Below are 25,263 nucleotides of genomic sequence, written 5' to 3'. Positions count from 1 at the left end.
AAGCCACTAGCGCTTTTAGATTGTATCCAGTTCCGGCGGCTAGCTCTTCGTGTCTAAGAACCTCCCGCACTAAAGGTAAAAAGCACCTTTTGCGCGAGAGAACCTTAGCCAGTCAGAGCTGAACGAGCCGCCTCCACTTTTAAATATATTATCTAGCTCCAGCGGCTAGAATCTCCGGCTATTTCACTCTCTCGCTCGAAGCAAAAAGCGCTTCAAGGTCGAGAGTTGAAAGTGTCCTGCGATTCTGAACAAGCCACCTGCGCTTTTAAATATAATTTGCGTTTTTTTGATTAAGTACCATATACTATTTGTATTAGATACTAGGATGTAGAGGTGAATGGTGTGTTAGATCGTTTGCAAGCTGTAGAAGATCGTTATGAGAAGTTAAATGAATTGTTAAGTGACCCAGAGGTTATTAGCGATACAAATAAGCTTCGTGAGTATTCAAAAGAACAATCTGATATGCAAGAAACGGTAGAGGTGTACCGTGAGTATAAAGATGTTCGTGAGCAATTACGAGATGCAAAAGCAATGTTAGAAGATAAGTTAGACGCTGAGATGCGTGAAATGGTTAAGGAAGAAGTTTCTGAATTAGAAGGACAAGAGAAAACATTATCAGAACGTCTGAAAATCTTACTTGTTCCAAAAGACCCTAATGATGATAAAAACGTTATCGTTGAGGTTCGTGGTGCTGCTGGTGGTGACGAGGCAGCTTTATTTGCTGGTGACTTATACCGTATGTATAGCCGTTACGCTGAGGTACAAGGTTGGAAAACTGAAATTATTGAGGCTAGCTATACAGAATTAGGTGGATATAAAGAGATTATCTTTATGATCAATGGTAAAGGTGCTTTCGCGAAACTGAAATTCGAGAATGGTGCTCACCGTGTACAACGTGTTCCTGAAACGGAATCTGGTGGACGTATTCATACATCTACAGCAACGGTAGCTGTGTTACCAGAGGCGGAAGAAGTAGAAATTAATATTCATGAAAAAGATGTTCGTGTTGATACGTTCGCTTCTAGTGGTCCTGGTGGACAAAGCGTTAATACAACGATGTCAGCGGTACGTTTAACGCATTTACCGACTGGTGTAGTTGTATCTTGTCAGGATGAGAAATCACAGATTAAGAATAAAGAAAAAGCAATGAAAGTATTACGTGCACGTGTTTATGATAAATTCAGACAAGAAGCACAAGCTGAGTACGATCAAAACCGTAAACAAGCTGTTGGTACGGGAGACCGTTCAGAGCGTATCCGTACGTATAACTTCCCGCAAAACCGTGTTACTGACCATCGAATCGGTTTAACGATTCAAAAGCTAGATCAAATCCTACAAGGTAAGTTAGATGATTTCATCAATGCCTTAGTGATGGAAGATCAGGCGCAAAAGATGGAGGCAGCTGAGTAATGCGTGTCTATGAAGCCCTGAAATGGGCTTCTTCTTTTTTACAAGAAAATGGACGAGATGAGAATGCGGGAGAAATTGTCCTTTGTCATGTATTAAAGACGAACAGAACAGGAATGCTCATGAATATGCGTGAAGAAATAACTGCGGAACAAGAGACAAGCTTTACGGAGTTTATCCACAAGCATGTAGAGGGTATCCCTATTCAATATATGATGGGTTATGAAATGTTTTATGGACGATCGTTCTTTGTGAATGAAGAGGTATTAATACCAAGGCCAGAAACAGAGGAACTTATAGTTGGAGTCCTAGAGAGAATTGAGCGCCATTTCGGTAATGAGGAGCTTCATGTAGCGGATATTGGCACAGGTAGTGGAGCGATTTCTATTACGCTCGCTTTAGAAAATAAAAATCTTCATGTGTATACGGTAGATATTGCACAGGAGTCGATTGAAGTTGCAAAAGAAAATGCAAAGGCTTTAGGAGCGGAAGTAACTTTCTATCACGGTGATTTACTGTCGCCGTTTTATGAAACTGGTCAGAAGTTAGATGTTGTTGTTTCAAATCCTCCGTATATACCGGAGGAAGATTGGCGTGGTCTTTCTACTGTTGTGAAAGAGCATGAACCGAAAAGGGCGCTTGTTGGCGGTGAAGATGGACTAGATTTCTATCGTCGTTTTATGGAGGAATTGCCGAACGTATTAAAGAAAAAGGCGATTGTGGCGTTTGAAATTGGTGTAGGGCAAGGTGAAGATGTAAAAGCATTATTACAGCAAACTTTCCCTCACGCTCACGTTGAAGTTGTCTTTGATATTAATGGAAAAGATCGCATGGTATTTGCAGAGATGGAGTAAGGTTAAAACCTTACTCTATTTTTTTTGAAAAAATTTATATAGATTTTGAATTTAATAGTTTAGAAAGAAGTAACTCTGTCCACACTGTTTCTAGAGGGGACGGTGGAGGAAATGAAAAAACAAGTTATTGCTTATCTTCTTCTATTATTAATTGGTGCACAGTTACTTGTGCAGTTTGGATATATGAAAGCTGATGCGAAAGGGCCTTCTGTTATTCCGAAAGAGGCCGTTCGATTACGAATTTTAGCAAATAGTGATTCAGATAAAGATCAGGCGTTAAAGCGTAAAGTACGCGATGAAGTAAAAGCGCAAATTGATGGATGGGTAGCTGATTTAACGTCATTTGAAGAAGCTCGAAAGGTAATTCAAAATCATATTCCTGAAATTGAAAAGACAGTGACGAATACACTGAAAAGGGAAGGGAGTAAAGAGACTTTTCAAGTGAAATTCGGTAAAAATGTGAAGTTTCCTACAAAGGTATATGGGAATTTTATTTATCCAGCAGGAGAATATGAAGCGGTACTTATTACAATTGGAAAAGGTGAAGGTGCAAACTGGTGGTGTGTATTATTTCCACCGATGTGTTTCCTAGATTTTTCGAGTGGTACAGCTGTAAGGAAAGAAGAACACGTTGTGAAAGCTGAATCTCCTGAAGAAGAGCAAGTGAAACAAGCAGATGAGGAAGTAATGGAAGTACCGGAGAAGAAAGAGGATAAGGTGAAAGAAAAGAAAGTAGTAAAGCCGGAAAAAGCTGAAAAAGTAACGGCGCCTGAAAAGAAAGTAGTGAAAAATGAAACGCAAGTAGAAGAACAGCCTGTAAAAAAAGTAGAAACAAAACCTGTGGAAAAAGTGGAGAAATCTGTGGAACAAAAACAAGAAAAGCAAAATGAGTATGTAAAAGTAGAAGAGGAAGAAGAAAAACCAGAGGTTAAATTATTTATCGTCGAAGCTTTTACATCTTTATTCTCTAAATAGTACTATTAGTAAATCCCTCCTCATATATAAAAATGAGGAGGGATTTACTATGAAGAACGTGTATTTTGCTACGAAAGCAGATGTAGAAAGATTGCATTCTTTTTTCGGACAAGCTAATAAAAAAGATGATAAAATAAATGAGTTGTACGCACAATTTATGGTTTTGGAAGAGGCGGGAGAAATACGAGCTGTAATTGGATATGAACAAAGTGAAGAAGATGCGCTTATTCGTTCTTGTTTATTCACACCTAATGTGGATAAGCAGACTTTCTTATATTTTTTTGAAATGTTTTTGCAGTATATGAAAGAAAAAAATATTCGACAATTGTACTTACTCACAAATCATCCACAATCTGCGACAATCTTTCAATTTTTTGACTTTGTCATTATAGAGAAAGAGAAAGTTCCAGAGGGAATTCGACAGTTAGAACACTTTTGTAAAAATATAAAAGAGCCAAATGCAATAATACTAAATTGTCAGCTATTCACAAAGTTATCCACGGATTAACAAGGTTTATCCACATTTTGTGGATAAACCTTGTTTGTCTTTTGGATAAATCTCATAGTAAACTAAAAATAGACAAGTATTTCATGGTAGAAAAGGACGTGGGAAAAAATGCATACAAATATGTGGGTTGTGGATAATGTTGTGGAAAGAAAAAAATATTATCCACAATTAAAAGAAGCAGCGAGATTATTAAGAGAAAATGAAGCGGTGGCCTTCCCGACAGAAACGGTATATGGGTTAGGAGCAAACGCAATGGACGACGAAGCGATAGCGAAAATTTTTGCAGCGAAAGGGAGACCGAGTGATAATCCACTGATTGTCCACATAGGAACAAAATCTCAGTTAGATGGTATTGTAAGAGAAATTCCACCGGTTGCAGAAAAGTTAATGGAGCATTTTTGGCCAGGGCCATTAACAATCATTTTACCGAGGAAAGAAGGGATTTCAGAGAGGGTTACGGCGGGACTTAATACAGTCGGAGTAAGGATGCCAGATCATCCAGTAGCGCTCGCTCTTATTGAAGAAGCAAACGTGCCTGTTGCAGCACCGAGTGCGAATCGTTCTGGACGCCCAAGTCCAACATTAGCTTCGCATGTGTATGAAGATTTAAACGGGAAAATTGCTGGTATCGTTGATGGCGGGGCGACAGGAGTAGGTGTTGAATCAACTGTAATTGATTGTACGAGCGAAGTTCCGACGATTTTACGTCCTGGTGGGATTACGAAGGAACAATTGGAAGCAGTAATAGGAAATGTTTCTTTAGATCCAGCTTTAAAGGATGAGAAAGAAAAACCGAAATCGCCTGGAATGAAATATACACATTATGCACCGAAAGCGCCACTTAGTATTGTTGAAGGATCCCGTGAGTTTATTCAGCGTATTGTGGATGAGAAAAAGAAAGAAGGATTTAAAGTAGGTGTATTAACGACCGAAGAGTATCAACATGTATATAGTGCTGATGTTGTATTATCTTGTGGTATGCGAAATGATTTAGCTAGCGTTGCGACTAAATTATATGATGTGCTTAGAACGTTTGATGCAAGTGAAGTAGATGTTATCTTTAGTGAATCATTCCCAAATGAAGGAATAGGGAATGCAATTATGAATCGTTTAACAAAAGCAGCGGGACATCATATTATCACTGAATGATAATGTACCTTTAGCAAACAGAATATTTCTCCTCGGATAAGCATATTGTGAAGTAGCACGTCCGAGGGGGGACATGAATGACGCTTGAACAGCTAATACCTTTAATAATTATGGCATTCGCCCTAGGGATGGATGCATTTTCAGTGAGCCTCGGTATGGGGATGGTAACATTAAAGTTAAGACAAATCCTTTATATTGGTATGACGATAGGGATATTTCATATTATTATGCCGTTTATCGGAATGGTACTAGGACGTTTTTTATCAGAGAAGTATGGGGATGTCGCGAATTTTGCGGGAGCTATTTTATTAATTGGATTAGGGTTCTATATTGTATATTCGTCTATTTTAGAAGGTGAAGAGACTAGAACTGCTCCAATTGGAATCAGTTTATTTGTATTTGCATTTGGTGTCAGTATAGATAGTTTTTCAGTAGGTCTTAGCCTTGGGATTTACGGAGCTGAGACAATTATTACGATATTACTGTTCGGACTAATAAGTATGTTACTGGCGTGGATGGGTTTATTGCTCGGTAGGCATGCCAAAAATATGCTTGGTACATATGGTGAAATAGTAGGTGGTATCATTCTGGTTGGATTTGGATTATATCTCCTTTTTCCTATATAATTTTATATAGGAGGGAATTATGAACAAGTTGTTGGAATGGTATGTTAAGTTTTTAACCTTCTTTCCTAGATGGCTAAGAAGGCTAATTATCTGGGGTATTATTTTGCAAATTTCGATGTTAGGTTGGATTAGGTTAATTCTTGAATGGTGAGATCGTTCCTTTCTGTGCATAGTTTTGTTTGTACTATATTGATCGCGCTAAAAAATTACAAATATAGAAAGGATGAGATGGATGACGAGATTGAAGCAAGTTTTTGGTATTATTATTAGTTTTTTTGTTTTTTGGTTTAGTATGCTCGGTGTACAAATGTTTGCTGAGTTTTTAGATATTGAGTCATTGAAATTTGTTGCGGGGAAAACGGAGGCAGCGCGTACTTTTTATTCTCCGTACCCGTTTTTAATTGTTTTCCTTATTACATTGCTTTCTTTATACTTCTTTGTAATAAAGCTTGGTAAATCTAAAAAAGAGAAATTACCTGCATTAGAAGAGAAGAAGGAAGAATTACAGTGAAAAAATCCCCCGCTAAAAGCGGGGGATTTAATGTTTGAGTGCAGGAGCTGAGCGAGCCGCTGGAGCTTTTAAAGTGGCCTTACTAATTCAAATTGTTCTCCTAGTTTTGCGTAGTTGTGTCCTGCTAGGCGGCTTACTGGTTTTAGTCCTTCTGCGTGAATTCGGCCGTTTTCGTATAAGTGTTCTGCAACGTGGAAGCGAACGACGCGGCCGATTAGTAGGTCGCAAGCTGGTGAGTCTTCAGTTCCGCCGAGCGGGATAGCACGTTCTAATACACATTCCATTCGAATATTTGCTTCTTTCACCCCTGGTACTGAAATGGCATCACTGGCGATTGGGGTTAGTTTTGCTAGTTCAATTTCACTCTCATTTGGCGGGAGGTTAGCTGCTGTTTCGTTAATTGCTGCTACATATGATTCGTCAGAAATATGTACGACAAATTCGCCCTTTTCAATTGCATTTCGGGAAGTGTCCTTTGGTTTTCCTTCTTTTCGTTGTACAGAAACCGAGATAAGTGGTGGATTGGCTGCGACGATATTGAAGTAGCTATATGGTGCGCCGTTTAATACGCCATCTTTTGTTATAGAAGTGACAAAAGCGACGGGACGAGGAATAATACTTCCTGTTAATAATTTATAGTTTTCTTTTTCTGTCTGTTCATTTGGATTAATTGATAACATAATTGCAATCCCCTTTCTTAATATGACGACTTATTGTTTGTTTACAAGATACTAGTGGGAAACTCCTGCTGAAAAAATATTTTTTTGACGTTTTTTGTATTGCTACGTAAAAAGGCCTACTTCAAATTTTACTGAAGTAGGCCTTTTTTGAATAGGTATCTCAAATTCGAGATAAATGATTAAAGTAAAACGTAAGCGCCAGGGCCAATTAAAGCTACACCAATAGCAACAGCGATTAACATTAAATTGTACTCAAATCCGTTTTGTGTGATCCAATAACCATTTTTTCCGTGAACAGTGAAGATTGCCATTAACATTGTTCCAACGATAAATAATGAACCAATTGTAATGAAAATACCTGATGCAAATAAGAAACCACCTAATAATTCAGTTGCGCCAGCCATAAATGCCATGAATACACCAGGGCGTAACCCGATTGATTCCATCCAGCCACCTGTTCCTTTTAAGCCATAACCGCCGAACCAACCGAATAATTTTTGAGCACCATGACCCATGAATGTAATACCTATAATAAGGCGAATAATAAGAAGACCGATATCCATCATTTAAAAAAACCTCCTAAAAGTTATTAACTTATCTTATGTAAGTAATAATAAAATAGTTACTTACTTTAGTCAAGTGGATTTCAACAAAAATTTGAAAGAAATTTTACAAATTAACAACAAAAAATAAAATGTAGTAAAGACCTCTAGACAAGTAAGTGAAAAAAGGAGAAAATATAAGTAGAAGTTAACTTCTTATTGTTATTCAGACAATCAGAATTGACTGGAATTTTGTGAGGCGCTACAATAAGAGTCTAGTAGTAATGGCATAATTTATTTCGAAAGCGTTTTTACAGTATAACATTCGAAGTATGAAGTCTTACGTGTATTTCGATCTTGAATAGAGATTGCCCTATAACTTTTAGGTAAATTATAAGGAGGACTATCCTATGTTTAAAAAATTATTCGGTTTTGGTTCAAAAACAAATGAAGAAACAATCGTAGCTCCATTAACTGGAGCAGTGAAAAATATTGAAGAAGTACCAGATCCAGTATTCGCTGGTCGTATGATGGGTGAAGGTGTTGCAATCGATCCTACTGAAGGTGTAGTTGTATCTCCAGTTGATGGTGAAATCGTACAATTATTCCACACGAAACATGCTATTGGAATTAAAGCGAAAAACGGTACAGAAATTTTAATCCACGTCGGATTAGAAACTGTAAAAATGGAAGGCGAAGGTTTCGAAGCTCACGTTTCTGAAGGACAAGCTGTAAAAGCTGGAGATAAATTAATCTCATTCGACTTAGAATTAATTCGTGAAAAAGCAAAAAGCACAATTACTCCAATCGTTATTACAAACACAGATGCAGCTGAGTCTATTAAGACAACTGTAGGTGTAACAGCTACAAAAGGTTCAACAGAAGTAATGAAAGTTACAATGAAATAATTATTGTATGAAAGGAATCTGTTTCGTATGAAATAGATTCCTTATTTTGTTTTGTAGTGTGTTCATCATGTATGGTAAAATACTTTGGGCACTTGGAAATAGGGTTTCACATATATGTGGATAAGGCGCATTTTTCTTAGAAAAAATATAAGAGAAATGCGCCTTTCGTATATTCACATTTCTTTTTTTCTATTCTAATGTACGCTATGATAAAGTGAAACTTTAATTAGTCGAGGGGGCTGTTCATCCCAGCTGATTATTAGCCTTCACCAATCGGGGATAAATGGTAGGAAACAGAAAAAAAGGGGTGGGTTTAGATGAAACGAGTGTTATTTGTTTGCACTGGCAATACATGTCGTAGTCCGATGGCTGAGGCGTTGCTTCGTCATCATGGAGGAGATAAGTTTGAAGTGCAATCTGCTGGTGTTTTCGCCTATCCTGGAAGCGATGCATCGATATTTGCGAAGGAAGCTTTAGCTGAAAAAGGAATTTCAATCGATCATGCCGCGCAGCAGGTAAACGAAGCTTTGCTTGATTGGGCTGATATTGTCGTAACGATGACAGAAAATCATAAGCAAATTGTGCTTGGTCACTTTCCGAGTGTTGAAAAGAAGTTGAATACATTATATGGACTAACTGAAGGTATAGGTAAAGACATTTCAGATCCCTTTGGAGGATCGCTTTCTATTTATAAAGAAACGTTAGATGAGATGGAAAAACTTGTACAAACTTTACTGAAAAAACATTCAGAGGGTTGATGTTTCGTGTATAATACGATATTGGAGATCACTTCGTCCCATTGAGGTAGCGAGTGTGAAATGAAGATAATTGATTGAAACTTTGGAGGGGTAAAAATGAAAGTAGTAATAGCATCTGATCACGGCGGTATGAATATCCGTAAAGAACTTGTAAGTTTATTAGAAGAATTAAATATTGAATATATTGATTTAGGTTGTGAATGTGAAGCTGGTTCTGTTGATTACCCTGATTTTGCGTTTCCAGCAGCAGAAATGGTCGCAAATGGGGAAGTAGATCGTGGTATTTTAGTTTGCGGGACAGGCATTGGTATGTCAATCGCGGCAAACAAAGTAAACGGTATTCGTTGTGCGTTAGTTCATGATACTTTCAGTGCGAAAGCGACGAGAGAGCATAATGACACTAACATGCTAGCGATGGGCGAGCGTGTAATTGGGGCTGGTCTAGCGCGTGATATCGCAAAAATTTGGTTAACAACTGACTATGAAGGTGGCCGTCACGAAAACCGCGTAGGGAAAATTAAAACGTACGAAACAAAGTAATAGATTCTAACTATAAGTAGTATGAAATATAATTTGGTGAACCAACCTGTGAAAGGAAGAGGCGTAATGACAGAAATCGTAAAGGTAAGAGAACAGCTACAAATTTCGCTTTCTGATTTCCAAGAACAAGCTTCATTACAAAGTGGTCAAATTTTTGTAGTGGGGTGTAGCACGAGCGAAGTGCTAGGTGAAAGAATTGGAACGTCAGGAACGATGGAAGTGGCAGAGGCGATTTTTTCTGAATTAAAGCAATTTCAAGAGCGAACAGGTATTGAATTGGCGTTTCAATGTTGCGAGCATTTAAATCGTGCTTTAGTAGTTGAGAGAGATGTAGCGATGAAATATCAATTTGAAATTGTAACAGTTACGCCTGTTAGATCAGCAGGTGGTGCATTAGCGACGTATGCGTATCACAATTTTAAAGATCCGGTAGTAATTGAGTTTATTAAAGCAGATGCAGGAATGGATATCGGCGATACATTTATCGGTATGCATTTAAAACATGTAGCTGTTCCGGTTCGCACAAGTGTGAAGGAAATAGGAAGTGCGCATGTAACGATGGCGAAAACACGTGGAAAACTAATAGGTGGAGCACGTGCTGTTTATGCGGCAAATGAAGAAGTTATTCCTTGCCGTTAAACGTGAAAAATTATAAAGTCGCATAATAGCTTTATATCGAAAGATAAAAGGTATGTAGTCTGACTTTATAATAGAAGAAAGAAAAGACCGATTTCGGTCTTTTTTTTTCTTTTATGATATAGAAAGTCATGTTAGAATGTAGTTGAAAACATGAAGGTTCGAAAGAATTACAACCTGAATTTTCGTTTTTTCTGAATAAATGAGAAAAAACTATTGGGAATCGATGTAATTCGTTCAGAAAAGGGGGATTTTGGTGGATCATTTAAAACGTCAAGATGAAAAGGTATTTGCTGCAATTGAGGCAGAACTAGGAAGACAGCGTTCAAAGATTGAGTTAATTGCTTCGGAAAACTTCGTAAGTGAAGCGGTAATGGAAGCGCAAGGTTCTGTTTTAACGAATAAGTATGCTGAAGGATATCCTGGAAAACGTTACTATGGTGGCTGTGAGCACGTAGACGTAGTGGAAGATATCGCACGCGATCGCGCGAAAGAAATTTTTGGTGCAGAGCATGTAAATGTTCAACCACATTCTGGTGCACAAGCGAACATGGCAGTATACTTCACAATTTTAGAGCAAGGCGATACAGTACTTGGTATGAATTTATCCCATGGTGGTCACTTAACACACGGAAGCCCTGTTAACTTCAGTGGAGTACAATATAATTTCGTAGAATATGGCGTGGATGCTGAATCTCACCGTATTAATTACGATGATGTATTAGCAAAAGCGAAAGAACATAAACCAAAATTAATCGTTGCAGGTGCAAGTGCATATCCTCGTGTTATCGATTTCAAACGATTCCGTGAGATTGCAGATGAAGTGGGTGCATACTTTATGGTTGATATGGCACATATCGCTGGTTTAGTAGCTGCTGGTTTACATCCAAACCCAGTACCACATGCACATTTCGTTACAACGACAACACATAAAACATTACGTGGTCCACGTGGTGGTATGATTTTATGTGAAGAGCAATTTGCAAAGCAAATTGATAAATCAATCTTCCCTGGTATCCAAGGTGGTCCACTTATGCACGTAATTGCTGCAAAAGCTGTTGCATTTGGTGAGACACTACAAGGTGAGTTTAAAACATATGCACAAAATATCATTAATAATGCGAACCGCTTAGCTGAAGGTCTTCAAAAAGAAGGACTTACACTTGTTTCTGGCGGAACAGACAATCATTTAATCTTGATTGATGTTCGTAACTTAGAAATTACAGGTAAAGTAGCAGAGCACGTATTAGATGAAGTTGGTATTACAGTGAACAAAAATACAATTCCATTTGAAACAGCAAGCCCATTTGTAACAAGCGGCGTACGTATCGGTACGGCAGCTGTAACATCTCGTGGTTTCGGCTTAGAAGAAATGGATGAAATTGCATCACTTATTGCTTATACATTAAAAAATCATGAGAATGAATCTGCATTAGAAGAAGCAAGTAAGCGTGTAGAAGCGTTAACGAGCAAATTCCCAATGTATACAAATCTATAATAGATTGAAAAGGACTACTAAAACGTAATTGTTTTAGTAGTCTTTTTTTTGGACATATATTGTTTTTAAAGTATGTATACAAATGATGAATAAATTTTGGCGATATAACGAAGGATACACCTCCCATAATTGGTAAAGATACTAGATAGATTCATCACAAAATCATGATTTTGCCAAATTTGCCCTTGAATATTAGTAGCGTTTTCTTTACAATCGTAAATAGTGTAAAAAAGCGTGTAAACGCATGAATATCATCTAAAGGAGAGATTCACATGGGAAAACTGTATGTATTTGATCACCCGTTAATTCAACATAAGATTACATATATTCGCGATAAGAATACAGGTACGAAAGATTTTCGTGAATTAGTGGACGAAGTAGCAAGCTTAATGGCTTTCGAAATTACTCGCGACCTTCCACTTAAAGACATTGAAATTGAAACGCCTGTAAGCAAAGCGACAACAAAAGTGATCGCTGGTAAAAAACTTGGTTTAATTCCGATTTTACGTGCAGGTTTAGGAATGGTTGATGGAATTCTGAAATTAATTCCAGCAGCAAAAGTAGGACACGTTGGTTTATACCGTGACCCTGAAACATTGCAACCGGTAGAATACTATGTGAAACTTCCAACGGATGTAGAAGAGCGTGACTTTATCGTACTAGATCCAATGCTAGCAACAGGTGGTTCTGCAGCTGAAGCAATTAATTCTCTGAAAAAGCGCGGTGCAAAGCAAATTAAATTAATGTGTATCGTAGCTGCTCCAGAAGGAGTAAAAGTAGTACAAGAAGAGCATCCTGATGTTGATATTTATGTAGCAGCATTAGATGAGAAGCTAAATGACCATGGTTATGTAGTTCCAGGTCTTGGTGATGCTGGTGACCGTTTATTCGGAACGAAGTAAGACAACAGACGAGAGGGGAGTCCCCTCTCGTCTTTTTTTCGCCCTGAGCGTGCGGGGGAGGGGGGATAAATATACAGGGTGTATACAACATATGTTGTATACACATCACATATAATATAGAAGTCTTACGTCTTGGGGACACTATATTATGGAAGGAAAGCGCTATATCTTAAAAATATAATAGTGACAAACTTGTGAACATTTTCTTCTATTATAAAGAGAAAACTGTTAGAAATTGCATATCTCTAACCAGTATTTAGAAGGGGAACGTTTTCATTTTTGGGAGGAAATGACTAATACTCAAATTTTTTGATTTTTTACGATTTCTCGTTGACACTGTTAATACCCTATTGTATGCTAACAACGGGGATAGATGGTAGGGCTTTCAGTGACAAAAATGCATCTATTCCGTGACGAAAATGTAAACTTTTTATTTTGTATAGAATTTATGCAGAAAAATGAGTTATTATTAACACATCGTGAATGAGGGTTACATATTGGAGGGATGAATCCTTGCAAAAAAACGATCGCAGCCATATAAAAGCATATGCTTTAATGTCAGGAATTCTTGCTCAGTTAGTCGGTTCTATTCTTATTGGAATCTTTGGTGGGCAATGGATTGATAATAAGGTTGGAACGTTTCCATTGTTTCTTATTATAGGGTTATTACTCGGTTTAGGAACAGGGATATACGCAATGATTCGACTCATTCGACATTACTATTCGGGAGAGCAATGATGATAGACGTACATGGACTTGTCCAAAGACAAAAGAAATATATGTACTACTTGCTTGCGCTTCTAGTGCTAGGATGGGGATTTACCTCTTACAAGGATGTATTTCTTGGGCTGATTATCGGAACGATTTTCAGTTTTCTTAGTTTGCGCATCATTGCACGTAGAACAGACAAGCTATTAGATCGTGTAACAAATGGAGAAAACGTGAAGTTTAAGGCGACAGCGGTAAGTACATATTCAAGATTTGCCACGATTGGGTTATTAATTTTATTTGCAGCCAAATATCAAGAGTTAATTGCGATGTGGGGCCTAGGTGTAGGATTGCTGACAGGATACCTTGTCATGATCATAGATTTTCTTTATTTAGAGTATAAGAGCAGGGAAGAGAGGTGAATTACTAGTGGAACACGGTAAATTAGTTGAATTTCTAGGTTTAACGTTCGATTTGTCATCAGTTATGATGGTTACTGTAGCAGCAGTTATTGTTTTCTTAATCGCAGTTATAGGAACTCGCGGCTTAGCTCTTCGCCCAACAGGAATGCAAAATTTCATGGAATGGGTGTTTGACTTCGTGAAAGGGATTATCAATAGTACGATGGACTGGAAAACAGGTGGACGTTTCTTAACGCTTGGCGTTACGCTTATCATGTTTATCATCGTATCGAACTTCCTTGGTTTACCATTCATGTATTCAACAGTTGAGGCTGGCGAACATATTGCATGGTGGAGATCACCAACGTCTGATCCAGCAGTTACATTAACATTAGCCGTGATGGTAGTTACCCTCACCCATTATTATGGAATTAAGATGAAGGGTACGAAAGAATACGTTAAAGGTTATTTCCAACCAATGAAATTCTTATTCCCATTAAAGGTTATTGAGGAGTTTGCTAACACATTAACGTTAGGTCTTCGTTTATTCGGTAACATTTATGCAGGTGAGATCTTATTAGGATTACTTGCTAAGTTAGGCGGGGCATCATTCCTTGGAGCATTAGGTGCGCTTGTACCAATGTTAGCATGGATGGGATTCAGCGTATTCGTTGGATCAATCCAGTCATTTATTTTCGTTATGTTAACGATGGTTTATATGGCTCATAAAGTAAGTCATGACCATTAATATAATTTAAGTAAGAAAAAATTTATTTTTTTATAATACAAAGGAGGACAAATTAAATGAGTTTAGGTGTAATCGCAGCTGCAATTGCAATTGGTTTATCAGCATTAGGTGCAGGTATTGGTAACGGTCTTATCGTATCACGTACAATCGAAGGTGTTGCTCGTCAACCAGAATTAAAAGGCGCACTTCAAACAATTATGTTCATCGGGGTTGCTTTAGTTGAGGCACTTCCAATCATCGGTGTAGTTATTGCTTTCATCGTAATGAACAAATAAGGGAGACTCCCCTTACATAGATGGCGAAGAGTGTTTTTCCGAACTTTCTTCGCCATTGCTTTATGAATGAAACGTATGTCTTTTTTTTTCATATGATCAATTTAGATATTTTGAAGGGAGTGAATCCTTGTGCCAACTTTATTATTAGGGGCTGCCATTCCATTTGGAACGATTGCTTATACATTGTTCATTTTCTTACTTCTATTAGTAATGCTACGCAAATTTGCGTGGGGTCCTTTAATGGGAATTATGAAAGAACGTGAAGAGCATGTTACTAATGAAATCGACGCTGCAGAAAGAAGTAACGCTGAAGCGAAGAAGTTAGTAGAAGAACAACGTGAAATGTTAAAACAATCGCGTGTTGAAGCACAAGAGTTAATCGAAAGAGCGAAAAAACAAGCTGTAGATCAAAAAGATGTTATTGTTGCTGCTGCGAAAGAAGAAGCAGAATCAATTAAAGCATCTGCTGTACAAGAAATTCAACGCGAAAAAGAGCAAGCGATTGCTGCTTTACAAGAACAAGTCGCTTCTTTATCTGTTCAAATTGCTTCTAAAGTAATTGAAAAAGAATTAAAAGAAGAAGATCAAGTGAAGTTAATTCGCGATTATATTAAAGAAGTAGGAGAAGCGCGATGAGCAATGGGATTGTAGCAAAACGTTATGCTGTCGCTCTTTTTAAAATTGCTAAAGAAAAACACGTATTAGAAATGTTTGAAGAGGAATTACGCCTTGTACAAAACGTTTATGTAAAGAACGGAGAACTACATAGCTTTTTAACGCAACCGAACATTTCAAAAGAGCAGAAGAAAACGTTTCTTGCAAACGTATTCGGATCTGTTTCTGAATCTATTTTAAATACGTTATATATTTTAATTGATAACAAACGCATTGATATCTTACCTGAAATTGCAGATGAATATGTTGTTCTTGCTAATGAAGAACGTAACGTAGCGGACGCAACTGTATATTCTACTCGTCTTCTATCAGAAGAAGAGAAGCTTAACGTTGCAGAAGCATTTGCAAAGAGAACAGGAAAAGATGCAATTCGCGTGAAAAATGTTGTAGATGAAGATTTACTAGGCGGAATTAAAGTACGTATTGGAAATCGCATTTATGACGGAAGTTTACAAGGAAAATTAGCACGTATTCAACGTGAATTAATGAAGAATAGATAGGGGTGAAGCACATGAGCATCAGAGCTGAAGAAATTAGCGCACTGATAAAGCAACAAATCGAGAACTATCAGTCTGAAATCGAAGTTAGTGATGTTGGTACAGTTATCCAAGTCGGTGACGGTATCGCGCGTGCTCATGGTCTTGATAACGTTATGGCTGGTGAACTTGTAGAGTTCTCTAACGGCGTTATGGGGCTAGCACAAAACTTAGAAGAAAACAACGTAGGTATCATTATCTTAGGACCTTACACAGAAATCCGTGAAGGTGACGAAGTTCGTCGTACTGGTCGCATCATGCAAGTACCAGTAGGAAAAGAACTAATCGGTCGTGTTGTAAACCCATTAGGTCAACCAGTTGATGGTTTAGGCCCAATCAATACAACAAACACTCGTCCAATCGAAAGTCCAGCACCAGGTGTAATGGATCGTAAATCTGTTCATGAGCCACTTCAAACAGGTATTAAAGCGATCGATGCTCTTGTACCAATTGGCCGTGGTCAACGTGAGTTAATCATTGGTGACCGCCAAACAGGTAAAACAGCAGTTGCACTTGATACAATCATTAACCAAAAAGATGAAGATATGATTTGTATCTATGTAGCTATCGGACAAAAAGAATCAACTGTACGTAACGTAGTAGAAACACTACGTAAGCACGGTGCATTAGATTACACAATCGTTGTAACTGCATCAGCTTCTCAACCAGCTCCATTATTATACTTAGCTGCTTATGCTGGTGTAACAATGGGTGAAGAGTTCATGTACAATGGTAAACACGTATTAGTAGTATATGATGACTTATCAAAACAAGCAGCGGCTTACCGTGAGCTTTCATTACTATTACGTCGTCCTCCAGGTCGTGAAGCATATCCAGGGGATGTATTCTACCTACATTCTCGCTTATTAGAGCGTGCAGCAAAATTAAGTGATGCAAGAGGCGGCGGTTCTTTAACTGCACTACCTTTCATCGAAACACAAGCAGGGGACGTATCAGCTTACATCCCAACAAACGTAATCTCGATTACGGATGGACAAATCTTCTTACAATCTGACCTATTCTTCTCTGGCGTACGTCCAGCGATCGATGCGGGTACTTCTGTATCTCGTGTAGGTGGATCTGCTCAGATTAAAGCGATGAGTAAAGTATCAGGTACACTTCGTCTTGACCTTGCATCTTACCGTGAGTTAGAAGCGTTCGCTCAGTTCGGTTCTGACCTTGATAAAGCAACACAAGCGAAACTAAACCGTGGTGCTCGTACAGTTGAGGTATTAAAACAAGGATTACACAAACCGTTACGTGTAGAGAAACAAGTTATCATTCTTTACGCTTTAACACGTGGATTCCTAGATGATATCCCAGTAGTAGATATCACTCGTTTCGAAGAAGAATTCCATGCTTGGTTAGATTCAAATGCAACTGACTTATTAGAAGAAATCCGCACAACTAAGAAACTTGCGGATGACGACAAATTTGCAGCAGCAATTAACGGATTTAAAAAAGTATTCGTAGCTTCTGAATAATAAATAAAAGCGGAAGCGGCTGTTCTGAATGTGAGGGGGAAGAAGTGAAGCCACCGAGCATTCAAGCCGCTGGAGCTAGATAAATAAAAAGTGAAGCCGACTGTGGCTTAGCTAGATCATATAAAGGCATCTCAGCTTTTGAGATTGCTGACGGTTATGTAAAGGAAAAGAGTAGGTGCACCTATTCTTTTCCTTCAATCATGAGCAAGAATATCTTGCAACCTAGATTAGGAAGAGGATTCTTACTAATCGTGCCAACTTCCGGAAAAAAGGTGGTGAAAACCTGTGGCATCTTTACGCGATATAAAAGCGAAGATTACCTCGACAAAGAAAACGAGTCAAATTACGAAAGCGATGGAGATGGTATCTGCATCTAAGTTAAACCGTGCAGAGCAAAATGCTAAATCTTTCGTTCCGTATATGGAAAAGATTCAAGAAGTAGTAGCGAGCATTGCGCAAGGAAGTAAAGGAATTAATCATCCAATGCTAAATGCGCGTCCTGTAAAGCGTACAGGATACATCGTTATTACATCTGATCGCGGACTAGCAGGTGGTTATAACAGTAACGTATTACGTACAGTAAGTAATGTAATTCGTGAACGTCATAATATGGATTCAAACCAATATTCAATTATTGTACTTGGACGACTAGGACGTGATTATTTAAAACGTCGCGGCTTTAACATCATTGATGAAGTAGTTGGATTATCTGACCACCCATCATTTACTGATATTAAAGATCTTGCTTCTCGAGCAATTGCGATGTTCGCAGATGGTGCTTATGATGAGCTGTATATTTACTACAACCATTACGTAAGTAAAATTTCACAAGAAGTAACGGAAAATAAAATTTTACCGCTTACTGATGTGGCGTCTGACAAACCGACGACAGCTTATGAATTCGAACCTTCTGAAGAAGAAATTTTAAAAGTATTATTGCCACAATACGCAGAAAGCTTAGTGTACGGTGCATTACTAGACGGTAAAGCAAGTGAGCACGCAGCGCGTATGACAGCAATGAAGAGTGCTACAGACAACGCAATGGAAGTTATCGATTCACTTACACTTTCATTCAACCGTGCGCGTCAGGCAGCGATTACGCAAGAAATTACGGAAATCGTTGGTGGAGCAGCAGCGTTAGAGTAGTATTAAAAGGTGGAAGCGGTTCGTTCAGAATGAGAGGGGGATGGAGCTTTTGACGTAGAGGCGATTTGTGCCTCGCAGGAAAAAGCGAAGCCACCGAACATTCTAACCGCCGGAGCTAGATTCAATAAAAGTGGAAGCGGCTCTTTTAGGAGAGTCGCGTAAGCTATAAACTAATAAAAATTAAAAGCCGACTTCTCTTAGAAAGCTGGCTAATTAAAAGAAAGCTAGGAGGGAACCCGATGAATAAAGGGCGCGTTACGCAAATCATGGGTCCGGTTGTAGACGTTAAGTTTGATGGCGGAAAGCTACCAGAAATCTACAACGCCCTTACGGTAAAACAAAGCAACGAAAACGGAGCAAGCATTAACTTAACATTTGAAGTTGCACTTCATTTAGGTGATGACACAGTTCGTACAGTTGCAATGTCTTCCACAGATGGACTTGTTCGTGGCACAGAAGTAGAAGATACTGGTAAAGCAATCTCTGTACCAGTTGGTGATGCAACACTTGGTCGTGTATTCAACGTATTAGGTGATGCAATTGACTTAGATGGTGATGTTCCTGCGGATGTACGTCGTGATCCAATTCACCGTCAAGCACCTGCATTCGAAGAACTATCTACTAAAGTAGAAATTCTTGAAACTGGTATTAAAGTAGTAGACTTACTTGCTCCTTACATTAAGGGTGGTAAGATCGGTCTATTCGGTGGTGCCGGTGTAGGTAAAACAGTATTAATTCAGGAATTAATTAACAACATCGCACAAGAACACGGTGGTATCTCTGTATTCGCTGGTGTAGGTGAGCGTACTCGTGAGGGTAACGACTTATACCATGAAATGAGCGATTCTGGCGTAATTAAGAAAACTGCGATGGTATTCGGACAAATGAATGAGCCACCTGGAGCACGTCAACGTGTTGCATTAACAGGTTTAACAATGGCTGAACATTTCCGTGATGAGCAAGGACAAGACGTACTATTGTTCATCGATAACATCTTCCGTTTCACGCAAGCAGGTTCTGAAGTATCTGCCCTTCTTGGTCGTATGCCATCTGCGGTAGGTTACCAACCAACACTTGCAACAGAAATGGGTCAATTACAAGAGCGTATTACATCTACAAATAAAGGATCTATCACGTCTATCCAAGCGGTATATGTACCAGCCGATGACTATACGGATCCAGCACCAGCTACAACGTTCGCTCACTTAGATGCAACAACAAACTTAGAGCGTCGTTTAACACAAATGGGTATTTACCCAGCCGTAGATCCATTAGCATCTACATCTCGTGCACTTTCTCCAGAAATCGTAGGAGAAGAGCATTATGAAGTAGCTCGTCAAGTACAGCAAACTTTACAGCGTTATAAAGAGCTTCAAGATATCATCGCTATCTTAGGTATGGATGAGTTATCTGAAGAAGATAAGTTAGTTGTACATCGTGCTCGTCGTATTCAATTCTTCTTATCTCAAAACTTCCACGTAGCTGAGCAGTTTACAGGTCAAAAAGGTTCTTACGTACCTGTAAAAAATACAGTTAGTGGTTTCAAAGAAATTCTAGAAGGAAAATATGATGACCTTCCAGAAGATGCATTCCGTCTTGTAGGTGGCATTGAAGAAGTTATTGAAAATGCGAAGAAAATGATGGCGTAAGGCCTTAGGAGGGACGAAGTATGAAGACATTTCCAGTCAGTATTGTAACTCCTGATGGACCGGTTTACGAAAAAGAAGTAGAAATGGTAAGTGTAAAAGCAGAGAGTGGGGAAATGGGGATCTTACCAGGTCACATTCCAACTGTTGCACCATTAAAAATTAGTGCAGTTCGTCTGAAACATGGTGGACACACTGATTATGTAGCAGTAAGCGGTGGCTTTATCGAAGTTCGTCCAGATAAAGTAACTGTATTATCATCATCTGCTGAAGAAGCAAACCATATCGATATCCATCGTGCAAATGAGTCGAAGCGTCGCGCTGAGCAACGTATGCAAGATAAACAAGCTCATGTTGACTTTAGACGTGCAGAAATGGCACTACAACGTGCTGTGAACCGTTTAAACGTTTCCGATATGAAGTAAAAAAAACCGTAAAGGCTTTGCCTTTACGGTTTTTTTTATAAATGATAGTTCATGAATAATTTTACAAAAATGGTATGATTATATTGGTGTTTGTATAAGTAGAGAATGTACAACAATTTATATTTCGTAAAGGAGATGAATCAATGATCGGTGAAATGAAACGAGAAGCGTTGCACTCTTTAAAGGGAAATTGGGGACTAGGTGTTGGATCAACGATTTTATATTTTATTTTAAGTTATGTTGTTGCAATGGTTGCAATGCTTATACTTTTAATTCCAGGAATTATTATATTTTTTTTATTTGCTGGTTTAACAGGCTCACTTGAAGAGGAAACAATATCAACTGGGGCAGGTATTACATTTGGAATTTTTTATTGCATAATGATCATTTTAAGTAATGCATCTTACGGTATTACATCATACGGCTATACGAATGTACTGCTACAAATTAGTAAACGAGAAGGTGCAAAAGTAGATCACCTATTCGAAGGATTTCGTGGTTTTAAAAGAATGATGAAAACAATGTGGGCTATGCTTGCAATTTTGTTATATACAGGTACATGGATCCCGATGTTGTTACTAGGTTTATTCGCGTTTTTTGGTGAAGAAGGGAATATGTCGTTTGCAATTGCTTTCTTCGTATTATTAGCTATTTCGATTGTCGGCATGATTGTGATGTATTTTTCTTATGCGATGACGTATTATGTTATGATTGAAAATCCAGATTATAGCGTGTCACAGGCGATGAAAGAAAGTAAGAACCTTATGAAGGGACATAAACTAGATTTGTTTCTTTTATGGCTTAGCTTCATAGGATGGGCTATCTTAGCTACTTTTACTCTTGGAATAGGATTTCTTTGGCTTAGTCCATATGTAGGTACAACGACAGCGCATTTTTATCGCTATATTGCAAAAGGTGAATTGCAGTAGTAATATGCTATACTAATAGAATTGTTACGTATAGGAGGCTAGGTATGATTAGTGATTTAAAAGGAGAAGCGCTGGACTCACTAGAAGGAAAATGGGGATTAGCTGTCGGGGCAACACTACTTATTTCGATTCTTATTTCAGCTTTTAGTTTTAGTATTGATTTCGTTTTCTCTCAGGTTTGGGATTGGAAAGAAGTAAATAACTCACTTACAGTAGAAGTTATTACAATATTGGTGGTAGGTCCATTAACGATAGGTGGTTATTATTTAGCGTTACATCTAATTCGTGAAAAAGAAGCGCGTATTGGGCATATATTCAGGTGGTTTACAGAAGGAAGTAAGTTTATAAAGTCATTTTTATTATATATAGTAGTAAACATTTATATTTTCTTATGGTGCTTACTATTTATTATTCCAGGTATTATTAAATCATTTTCTTATGCGATGACGTACTTTATAATAAATGATCATCCGGAGTATTCCATAAATCAAGCTATTACAGAAAGCCGTCGTATGATGGACGGACATAAAATGGAGTATTTCATTTTATGTTTAAGTTTTATTGGTTGGTTTATATTGAGTTGTATTACATTAGGGATTGGATTTTTATGGTTAATTCCATATTTTTATACTACGTCAGCAGCTTTTTACGAAGAGATTGCAGAAGAATATTACGAGAAAAAAATTCCAACACTATAAAGTGAAGCTTTAATCAGTGGGGGGCCATCCCCCGCAAATAACAGGATAAAAACACCCAGTGTGAACTATTGGTTCATACTGGGTGTTTTTTGTAGAAATCTTATAAATTCTTTACTTGTTAGAGGTTTACTGAAATAGTAACCTTGCATGTAATTACAGTTATTTTTTTTCAAAAATTTAAGCTGTTTTTCTGTTTCAATTCCTTCAGCAACGACGGAGAGATTTAAAGTATTTGCAAGAGAAAGGATAGTGGAAACGATGGCTCTTTCTTCAGGTCGATGATCGGCTAGTTGTGTAAATTCTTTTGGTACTTTTAATGTATCGATAGGGAAAATTGATAAATAAGCAAGAGAAGAATAGCCGGTACCGAAGTCATCAATGGACGTTTGAATACCATATTCTTTTAATTGCTTTAGTCTAGATAATGTTTCTTTTTCATCAATCATCGCAATTCGTTCTGTTAGTTCAAGTGTTACATCTTTCGGGTCAATCTCAACGTCCTTTAGTATTCGTGAAATATTTTCGATTAATTGATTTTGTTGAAATTCTCTCGCTGATAAATTGACACTCATTTTTAAGTTTGTGTATCCAAAACTTTGCCATATTTTTAGTTGACGACAAGATTCTCTTAACACCCAATGTCCAAGAGGAACGACTTGTGGTGTCTCTTCTACAATTGGGATGAACTCGCATGGTGAAATATCACCTAATAGTGGATGTTTCCAACGTATTAATGCTTCAGCACCGATAATTTTATTTGTTGTCGTATCAATTTGTGGTTGATAGACGAGATAAAATTCGTTGTTTACTAAAGCGAGTGGCAAATCTTTTTCGATTCGAGCTTTTCGTTCCATTTTCTTATATAGTTCTTTCGTGTAAAGGGAGCTGCGATTTTTCCCTTTATTTTTTGCTTCGTACATGGCCATATCGGCATGTTGCAAAATAGACAGTGGGTCTTCGCCTGCTTCAGGGTATATGGCAATTCCGATACTCGGTGAGATGTGTAAATGTTGATTTTCGATTTCGAATGGTTCGTTCATAGCTACTACAATCATATCAGCTATCCTTTTTACATCTGTTCTTTTTTCATAATTTTCGATAAGGATTGTGAACTCATCCCCAGCTAGTCGAGCAAGTTTCATATTCTGTGTCGATATTCGTTCGAGCCTTTTTGCTACTGCAATTAATAGGAGATCTCCTATCCGGTGACCAAGGGTATCATTAATAACTTTAAAGCGATCTAGGTCGATAAACATAACAGCAAAGGGTCTTTTTGATACTTTTGCTCGTGCAATCGCTTTTTCTAAATGTTGATGAAATGAACGGCGATTTGCAAGCTCCGTTAAAGTATCGTGATATGCTAGGAAGTTAATTTGTTCTTGTTGCTGCTTGCTTTCTGTAATATCTTTAATCATTAAATAAACCCCAGAAATATGTTCCTTTAAAAAGATGGGAACAGCTGTGACATGCAAATAGTAAATATCTTTATTTTTATGATATGCCCGTATTTCTAAAGAAATAGATTTCCCTTTTTTTACGTGATGGAAGGCATTAATGATTTCTTCCAAGTCTTCTTCATACATAAGTGAATAGTATGGTTGGTTTAATAATTCATTCGTTTGATAACCGAGTAAAGTGGTTCCAGCGTTGTTTACATTTAGAAAATTACCGTACAAATCTAATGTGAAAATTGGATCTGGATGATGCTCATATAAAGATTTAAACATTTGTTGGTTATGATATAACTCGTTTTTTTGTTCTACTAAATCTTCTGTACGTAGTTCAATTTGTTTCTCGAGTTCCGAGTTGAATTGCATTTGTGCTAGCAATAATATTTTATTTTGTCTTCGGACTAACATGTGGCGTATGAGAACGAAGGCGAAAGTTACCATCAGTCCAATTACTAGGATAGGTGCAAAAACATTTTCGACCAATATAAAAACAATAAGCATCACTACAGAAATATACGGTAATGATAATCGGATTGATTCACCCAATCGAGGTGTTAGTAATACTTGTTCATGTTTTTCAGGTTCTTTTGTGTGAAGTATACAAGCGATTGCTACCAATACTAAAGTTACTTGATAGAATGGAGCAACTGTGAACATAGAGTGCTCAGGCTGGAAGTATTTTATATAAGAATACATAGCATCCGCAGTAGCATACAAAATTAAAGCACTGCCAAGAAGAGCACCAACTTGTTTTGGTAGTAAGAATAATGGTCTAAATAAAAGATTGATTCCTATTAAAAGAAAGAGTAAATCAGCCATTGGATACGTGAGTTGAACAAACATGTCGATATATGATGTTGTGAAAATATGAATGGTTCTTTCGATAAGCAAATAGTAGCTTAAAGTAAATTGAGCTGTAACAATAATACAAATATCACATATCGTAGAAAGCTGTTCCAATAAGTTTCGGCCATAAATAATTTCATATAGAAAGGCAAATGCAAGGCTAATTAAAAATAATAAGTAAAAAAAGTCTGATGGATCAACGAATGTATAGTAGTCATGTAGAATTAAGCGTTGATAAGCAACTACTATATCACCGATGAAATAAGAGAAGGATCCGATAGTTAATGTTATCCAAAACAAACGGGATAACCCTTGTTTTACATTTGAAAAATAAAATATATAACTGCAAATTGTAATATCAATTAATATGGTACTGATGCCCGTTAATATTTGAAATGGGAGTGCGTACTCATATAAAAAGGGCACTGATACGTAATGAATAGTTATATACAACAATGAAATGCTTATAAGGATACTTACGTGTGCTTGTTTTGTCATTTATATCACCTACTGTATATACATAAGAACCACCTTTTGTAGTTTATGTTTTTTTAGGATTGCTTGAAAAATATATAGAATTTCTATATTTATTTTACACATTTATAATGAGTTGTAAAAATAGATTTGTTTAGCAAGTATTAATTGTTGTTTCTGTCCCCAATATATCGACATAGGAATTTGAAGTTTGCTATAATGATTAAAATAGTTGCATTATTTAGAAAAATTTAAAAATAATAAATAATGCAAGTAAGACATATTGTTTACTATGTGAACTTGTTCTTAATTCAGGGGGGAGGGTTT

General features: G+C 37.5%; 30 protein-coding genes. 27 read left to right on the top strand and 3 right to left on the bottom strand.

Annotated features, from left to right (window positions below):
- Positions 1-342 precede the first annotated feature (342 nt).
- The 8 genes from prfA (at position 343) to BAU23_RS14700 (ending at position 6,030) form a co-directional block, all read left to right on the top strand.
- Positions 343-1,410 carry a peptide chain release factor 1 gene (gene prfA, locus BAU23_RS14730; protein WP_002094338.1) on the top strand — a complete coding sequence of 356 codons (1,068 nt, stop codon included), beginning with the start codon at positions 343-345 and terminating at the stop codon, positions 1,408-1,410.
- The gene (gene prmC, locus BAU23_RS14725) at positions 1,410-2,261 is read left to right on the top strand and encodes a peptide chain release factor N(5)-glutamine methyltransferase (protein ID WP_001267049.1); all 852 of its coding nucleotides are present in this window, start codon (positions 1,410-1,412) and stop codon (positions 2,259-2,261) included. The genes prfA and prmC overlap by 1 nt, the downstream gene beginning before the upstream one ends.
- A 111-nt stretch (positions 2,262-2,372) precedes the next feature.
- A complete protein-coding gene (gene spoIIR / locus BAU23_RS14720; protein ID WP_071734730.1) occupies positions 2,373-3,236 on the top strand; it encodes a stage II sporulation protein R in 864 nt (287 codons plus the stop codon).
- Positions 3,237-3,285: 49 nt separating this feature from the next.
- Positions 3,286-3,744: a GNAT family N-acetyltransferase gene (locus BAU23_RS14715; RefSeq protein ID WP_000800343.1), complete on the top strand. Its 459-nt coding sequence runs from the start codon at positions 3,286-3,288 to the stop codon at positions 3,742-3,744.
- Positions 3,745-3,852: 108 nt separating this feature from the next.
- The gene (locus BAU23_RS14710) at positions 3,853-4,893 is read left to right on the top strand and encodes an L-threonylcarbamoyladenylate synthase (protein ID WP_000557332.1); all 1,041 of its coding nucleotides are present in this window, start codon (positions 3,853-3,855) and stop codon (positions 4,891-4,893) included.
- 77 nt (positions 4,894-4,970) lie between these two features.
- Complete coding sequence (locus tag BAU23_RS14705; protein WP_000171552.1) at positions 4,971-5,519, top strand: manganese efflux pump MntP; 549 nt, start codon at positions 4,971-4,973, stop codon at positions 5,517-5,519.
- A 19-nt stretch (positions 5,520-5,538) separates the two neighbouring features.
- Positions 5,539-5,670, top strand: a complete 132-nt coding sequence (locus BAU23_RS30825; protein ID WP_001037635.1) for a hypothetical protein — start codon at positions 5,539-5,541, stop codon at positions 5,668-5,670.
- A gap of 81 nt (positions 5,671-5,751) precedes the next feature.
- On the top strand, positions 5,752-6,030 hold the full coding sequence (locus BAU23_RS14700) for a DUF3935 domain-containing protein (RefSeq protein WP_000197479.1): 279 nt from the start codon (positions 5,752-5,754) through the stop codon (positions 6,028-6,030).
- A 68-nt stretch (positions 6,031-6,098) separates the two neighbouring features.
- On the opposite strand, the gene BAU23_RS14695 is transcribed toward BAU23_RS14700, so the two are convergent.
- Positions 6,099-6,710 (bottom strand): flavin reductase family protein, encoded by a 612-nt coding sequence (locus BAU23_RS14695; RefSeq protein ID WP_000949063.1) that lies wholly within the window; start codon positions 6,708-6,710, stop codon positions 6,099-6,101.
- Positions 6,711-6,889: 179 nt separating this feature from the next.
- Positions 6,890-7,276, bottom strand: coding sequence for a DoxX family protein (locus tag BAU23_RS14690; protein ID WP_000968692.1), 387 nt, complete (start codon positions 7,274-7,276; stop codon positions 6,890-6,892).
- 386 nt (positions 7,277-7,662) lie between these two features.
- Here BAU23_RS14690 and BAU23_RS14685 point away from each other — a divergent pair, with 386 nt between their 5' ends.
- The 19 genes from BAU23_RS14685 to BAU23_RS14595 all read left to right on the top strand — a co-directional run bounded on the left by BAU23_RS14685 (position 7,663) and on the right by BAU23_RS14595 (position 22,165).
- Positions 7,663-8,160: a PTS sugar transporter subunit IIA gene (locus BAU23_RS14685; protein ID WP_000473647.1), complete on the top strand. Its 498-nt coding sequence runs from the start codon at positions 7,663-7,665 to the stop codon at positions 8,158-8,160.
- A 317-nt stretch (positions 8,161-8,477) separates the two neighbouring features.
- A complete protein-coding gene (locus tag BAU23_RS14680) occupies positions 8,478-8,918 on the top strand; it encodes a low molecular weight protein arginine phosphatase (protein WP_000832363.1) in 441 nt (146 codons plus the stop codon).
- A gap of 96 nt (positions 8,919-9,014) precedes the next feature.
- Positions 9,015-9,458, top strand: coding sequence for a ribose 5-phosphate isomerase B (rpiB, locus tag BAU23_RS14675; protein WP_000869542.1), 444 nt, complete (start codon positions 9,015-9,017; stop codon positions 9,456-9,458).
- Between the two features lie 66 nt (positions 9,459-9,524).
- Entirely contained in the window at positions 9,525-10,097 is a 573-nt protein-coding gene (locus BAU23_RS14670) for a TIGR01440 family protein (RefSeq protein WP_000136369.1), read from the top strand.
- Positions 10,098-10,350: 253 nt separating this feature from the next.
- Positions 10,351-11,592: a serine hydroxymethyltransferase gene (gene glyA / locus BAU23_RS14665; RefSeq protein WP_000349798.1), complete on the top strand. Its 1,242-nt coding sequence runs from the start codon at positions 10,351-10,353 to the stop codon at positions 11,590-11,592.
- Positions 11,593-11,864: 272 nt separating this feature from the next.
- Complete coding sequence (gene upp, locus BAU23_RS14660) at positions 11,865-12,494, top strand: uracil phosphoribosyltransferase (RefSeq protein WP_000517536.1); 630 nt, start codon at positions 11,865-11,867, stop codon at positions 12,492-12,494.
- 373 nt (positions 12,495-12,867) lie between these two features.
- Entirely contained in the window at positions 12,868-12,981 is a 114-nt protein-coding gene (locus tag BAU23_RS14655; RefSeq protein WP_000232963.1) for a DUF4024 domain-containing protein, read from the top strand.
- A gap of 26 nt (positions 12,982-13,007) precedes the next feature.
- Positions 13,008-13,232, top strand: coding sequence for an AtpZ/AtpI family protein (locus BAU23_RS14650; RefSeq protein WP_001171218.1), 225 nt, complete (start codon positions 13,008-13,010; stop codon positions 13,230-13,232).
- A complete protein-coding gene (locus BAU23_RS14645; protein ID WP_000567600.1) occupies positions 13,232-13,624 on the top strand; it encodes an ATP synthase subunit I in 393 nt (130 codons plus the stop codon). Before BAU23_RS14650 ends, BAU23_RS14645 begins: the two co-directional genes overlap by 1 nt.
- A 7-nt stretch (positions 13,625-13,631) precedes the next feature.
- Entirely contained in the window at positions 13,632-14,351 is a 720-nt protein-coding gene (gene atpB, locus BAU23_RS14640) for a F0F1 ATP synthase subunit A (protein WP_000399868.1), read from the top strand.
- 56 nt (positions 14,352-14,407) lie between these two features.
- Positions 14,408-14,626, top strand: coding sequence for a F0F1 ATP synthase subunit C (gene atpE / locus BAU23_RS14635; protein ID WP_000052064.1), 219 nt, complete (start codon positions 14,408-14,410; stop codon positions 14,624-14,626).
- A gap of 129 nt (positions 14,627-14,755) precedes the next feature.
- Complete coding sequence (gene atpF / locus BAU23_RS14630) at positions 14,756-15,262, top strand: F0F1 ATP synthase subunit B (protein ID WP_001142618.1); 507 nt, start codon at positions 14,756-14,758, stop codon at positions 15,260-15,262.
- Positions 15,259-15,801, top strand: coding sequence for a F0F1 ATP synthase subunit delta (gene atpH, locus BAU23_RS14625; protein WP_000064684.1), 543 nt, complete (start codon positions 15,259-15,261; stop codon positions 15,799-15,801). The genes atpF and atpH overlap by 4 nt, the downstream gene beginning before the upstream one ends.
- A gap of 11 nt (positions 15,802-15,812) precedes the next feature.
- On the top strand, positions 15,813-17,321 hold the full coding sequence (atpA, locus tag BAU23_RS14620) for a F0F1 ATP synthase subunit alpha (RefSeq protein WP_000027511.1): 1,509 nt from the start codon (positions 15,813-15,815) through the stop codon (positions 17,319-17,321).
- 285 nt (positions 17,322-17,606) lie between these two features.
- Positions 17,607-18,467, top strand: coding sequence for a F0F1 ATP synthase subunit gamma (gene atpG / locus BAU23_RS14615; RefSeq protein ID WP_000157703.1), 861 nt, complete (start codon positions 17,607-17,609; stop codon positions 18,465-18,467).
- Between the two features lie 239 nt (positions 18,468-18,706).
- A complete protein-coding gene (gene atpD / locus BAU23_RS14610; RefSeq protein WP_001032589.1) occupies positions 18,707-20,116 on the top strand; it encodes a F0F1 ATP synthase subunit beta in 1,410 nt (469 codons plus the stop codon).
- 20 nt (positions 20,117-20,136) lie between these two features.
- On the top strand, positions 20,137-20,538 hold the full coding sequence (gene atpC, locus BAU23_RS14605) for a F0F1 ATP synthase subunit epsilon (protein ID WP_000847207.1): 402 nt from the start codon (positions 20,137-20,139) through the stop codon (positions 20,536-20,538).
- Positions 20,539-20,681: 143 nt separating this feature from the next.
- Positions 20,682-21,467, top strand: coding sequence for a DUF975 family protein (locus tag BAU23_RS14600; RefSeq protein WP_000578808.1), 786 nt, complete (start codon positions 20,682-20,684; stop codon positions 21,465-21,467).
- Positions 21,468-21,511: 44 nt separating this feature from the next.
- Positions 21,512-22,165, top strand: a complete 654-nt coding sequence (locus tag BAU23_RS14595; protein WP_000622451.1) for a DUF975 family protein — start codon at positions 21,512-21,514, stop codon at positions 22,163-22,165.
- 65 nt (positions 22,166-22,230) lie between these two features.
- Here BAU23_RS14595 and BAU23_RS14590 read toward each other — a convergent pair whose 3' ends face one another.
- Positions 22,231-24,960, bottom strand: coding sequence for a putative bifunctional diguanylate cyclase/phosphodiesterase (locus BAU23_RS14590; RefSeq protein ID WP_071734729.1), 2,730 nt, complete (start codon positions 24,958-24,960; stop codon positions 22,231-22,233).
- Positions 24,961-25,263: the final 303 nt, after the last annotated feature.

Source organism: Bacillus nitratireducens, assembly GCF_001884135.1.
Classification (GTDB): Bacteria; Bacillota; Bacilli; order Bacillales; family Bacillaceae_G; genus Bacillus_A; species Bacillus_A nitratireducens.
This window is presented reverse-complemented; position numbering and strand designations above follow the sequence as displayed.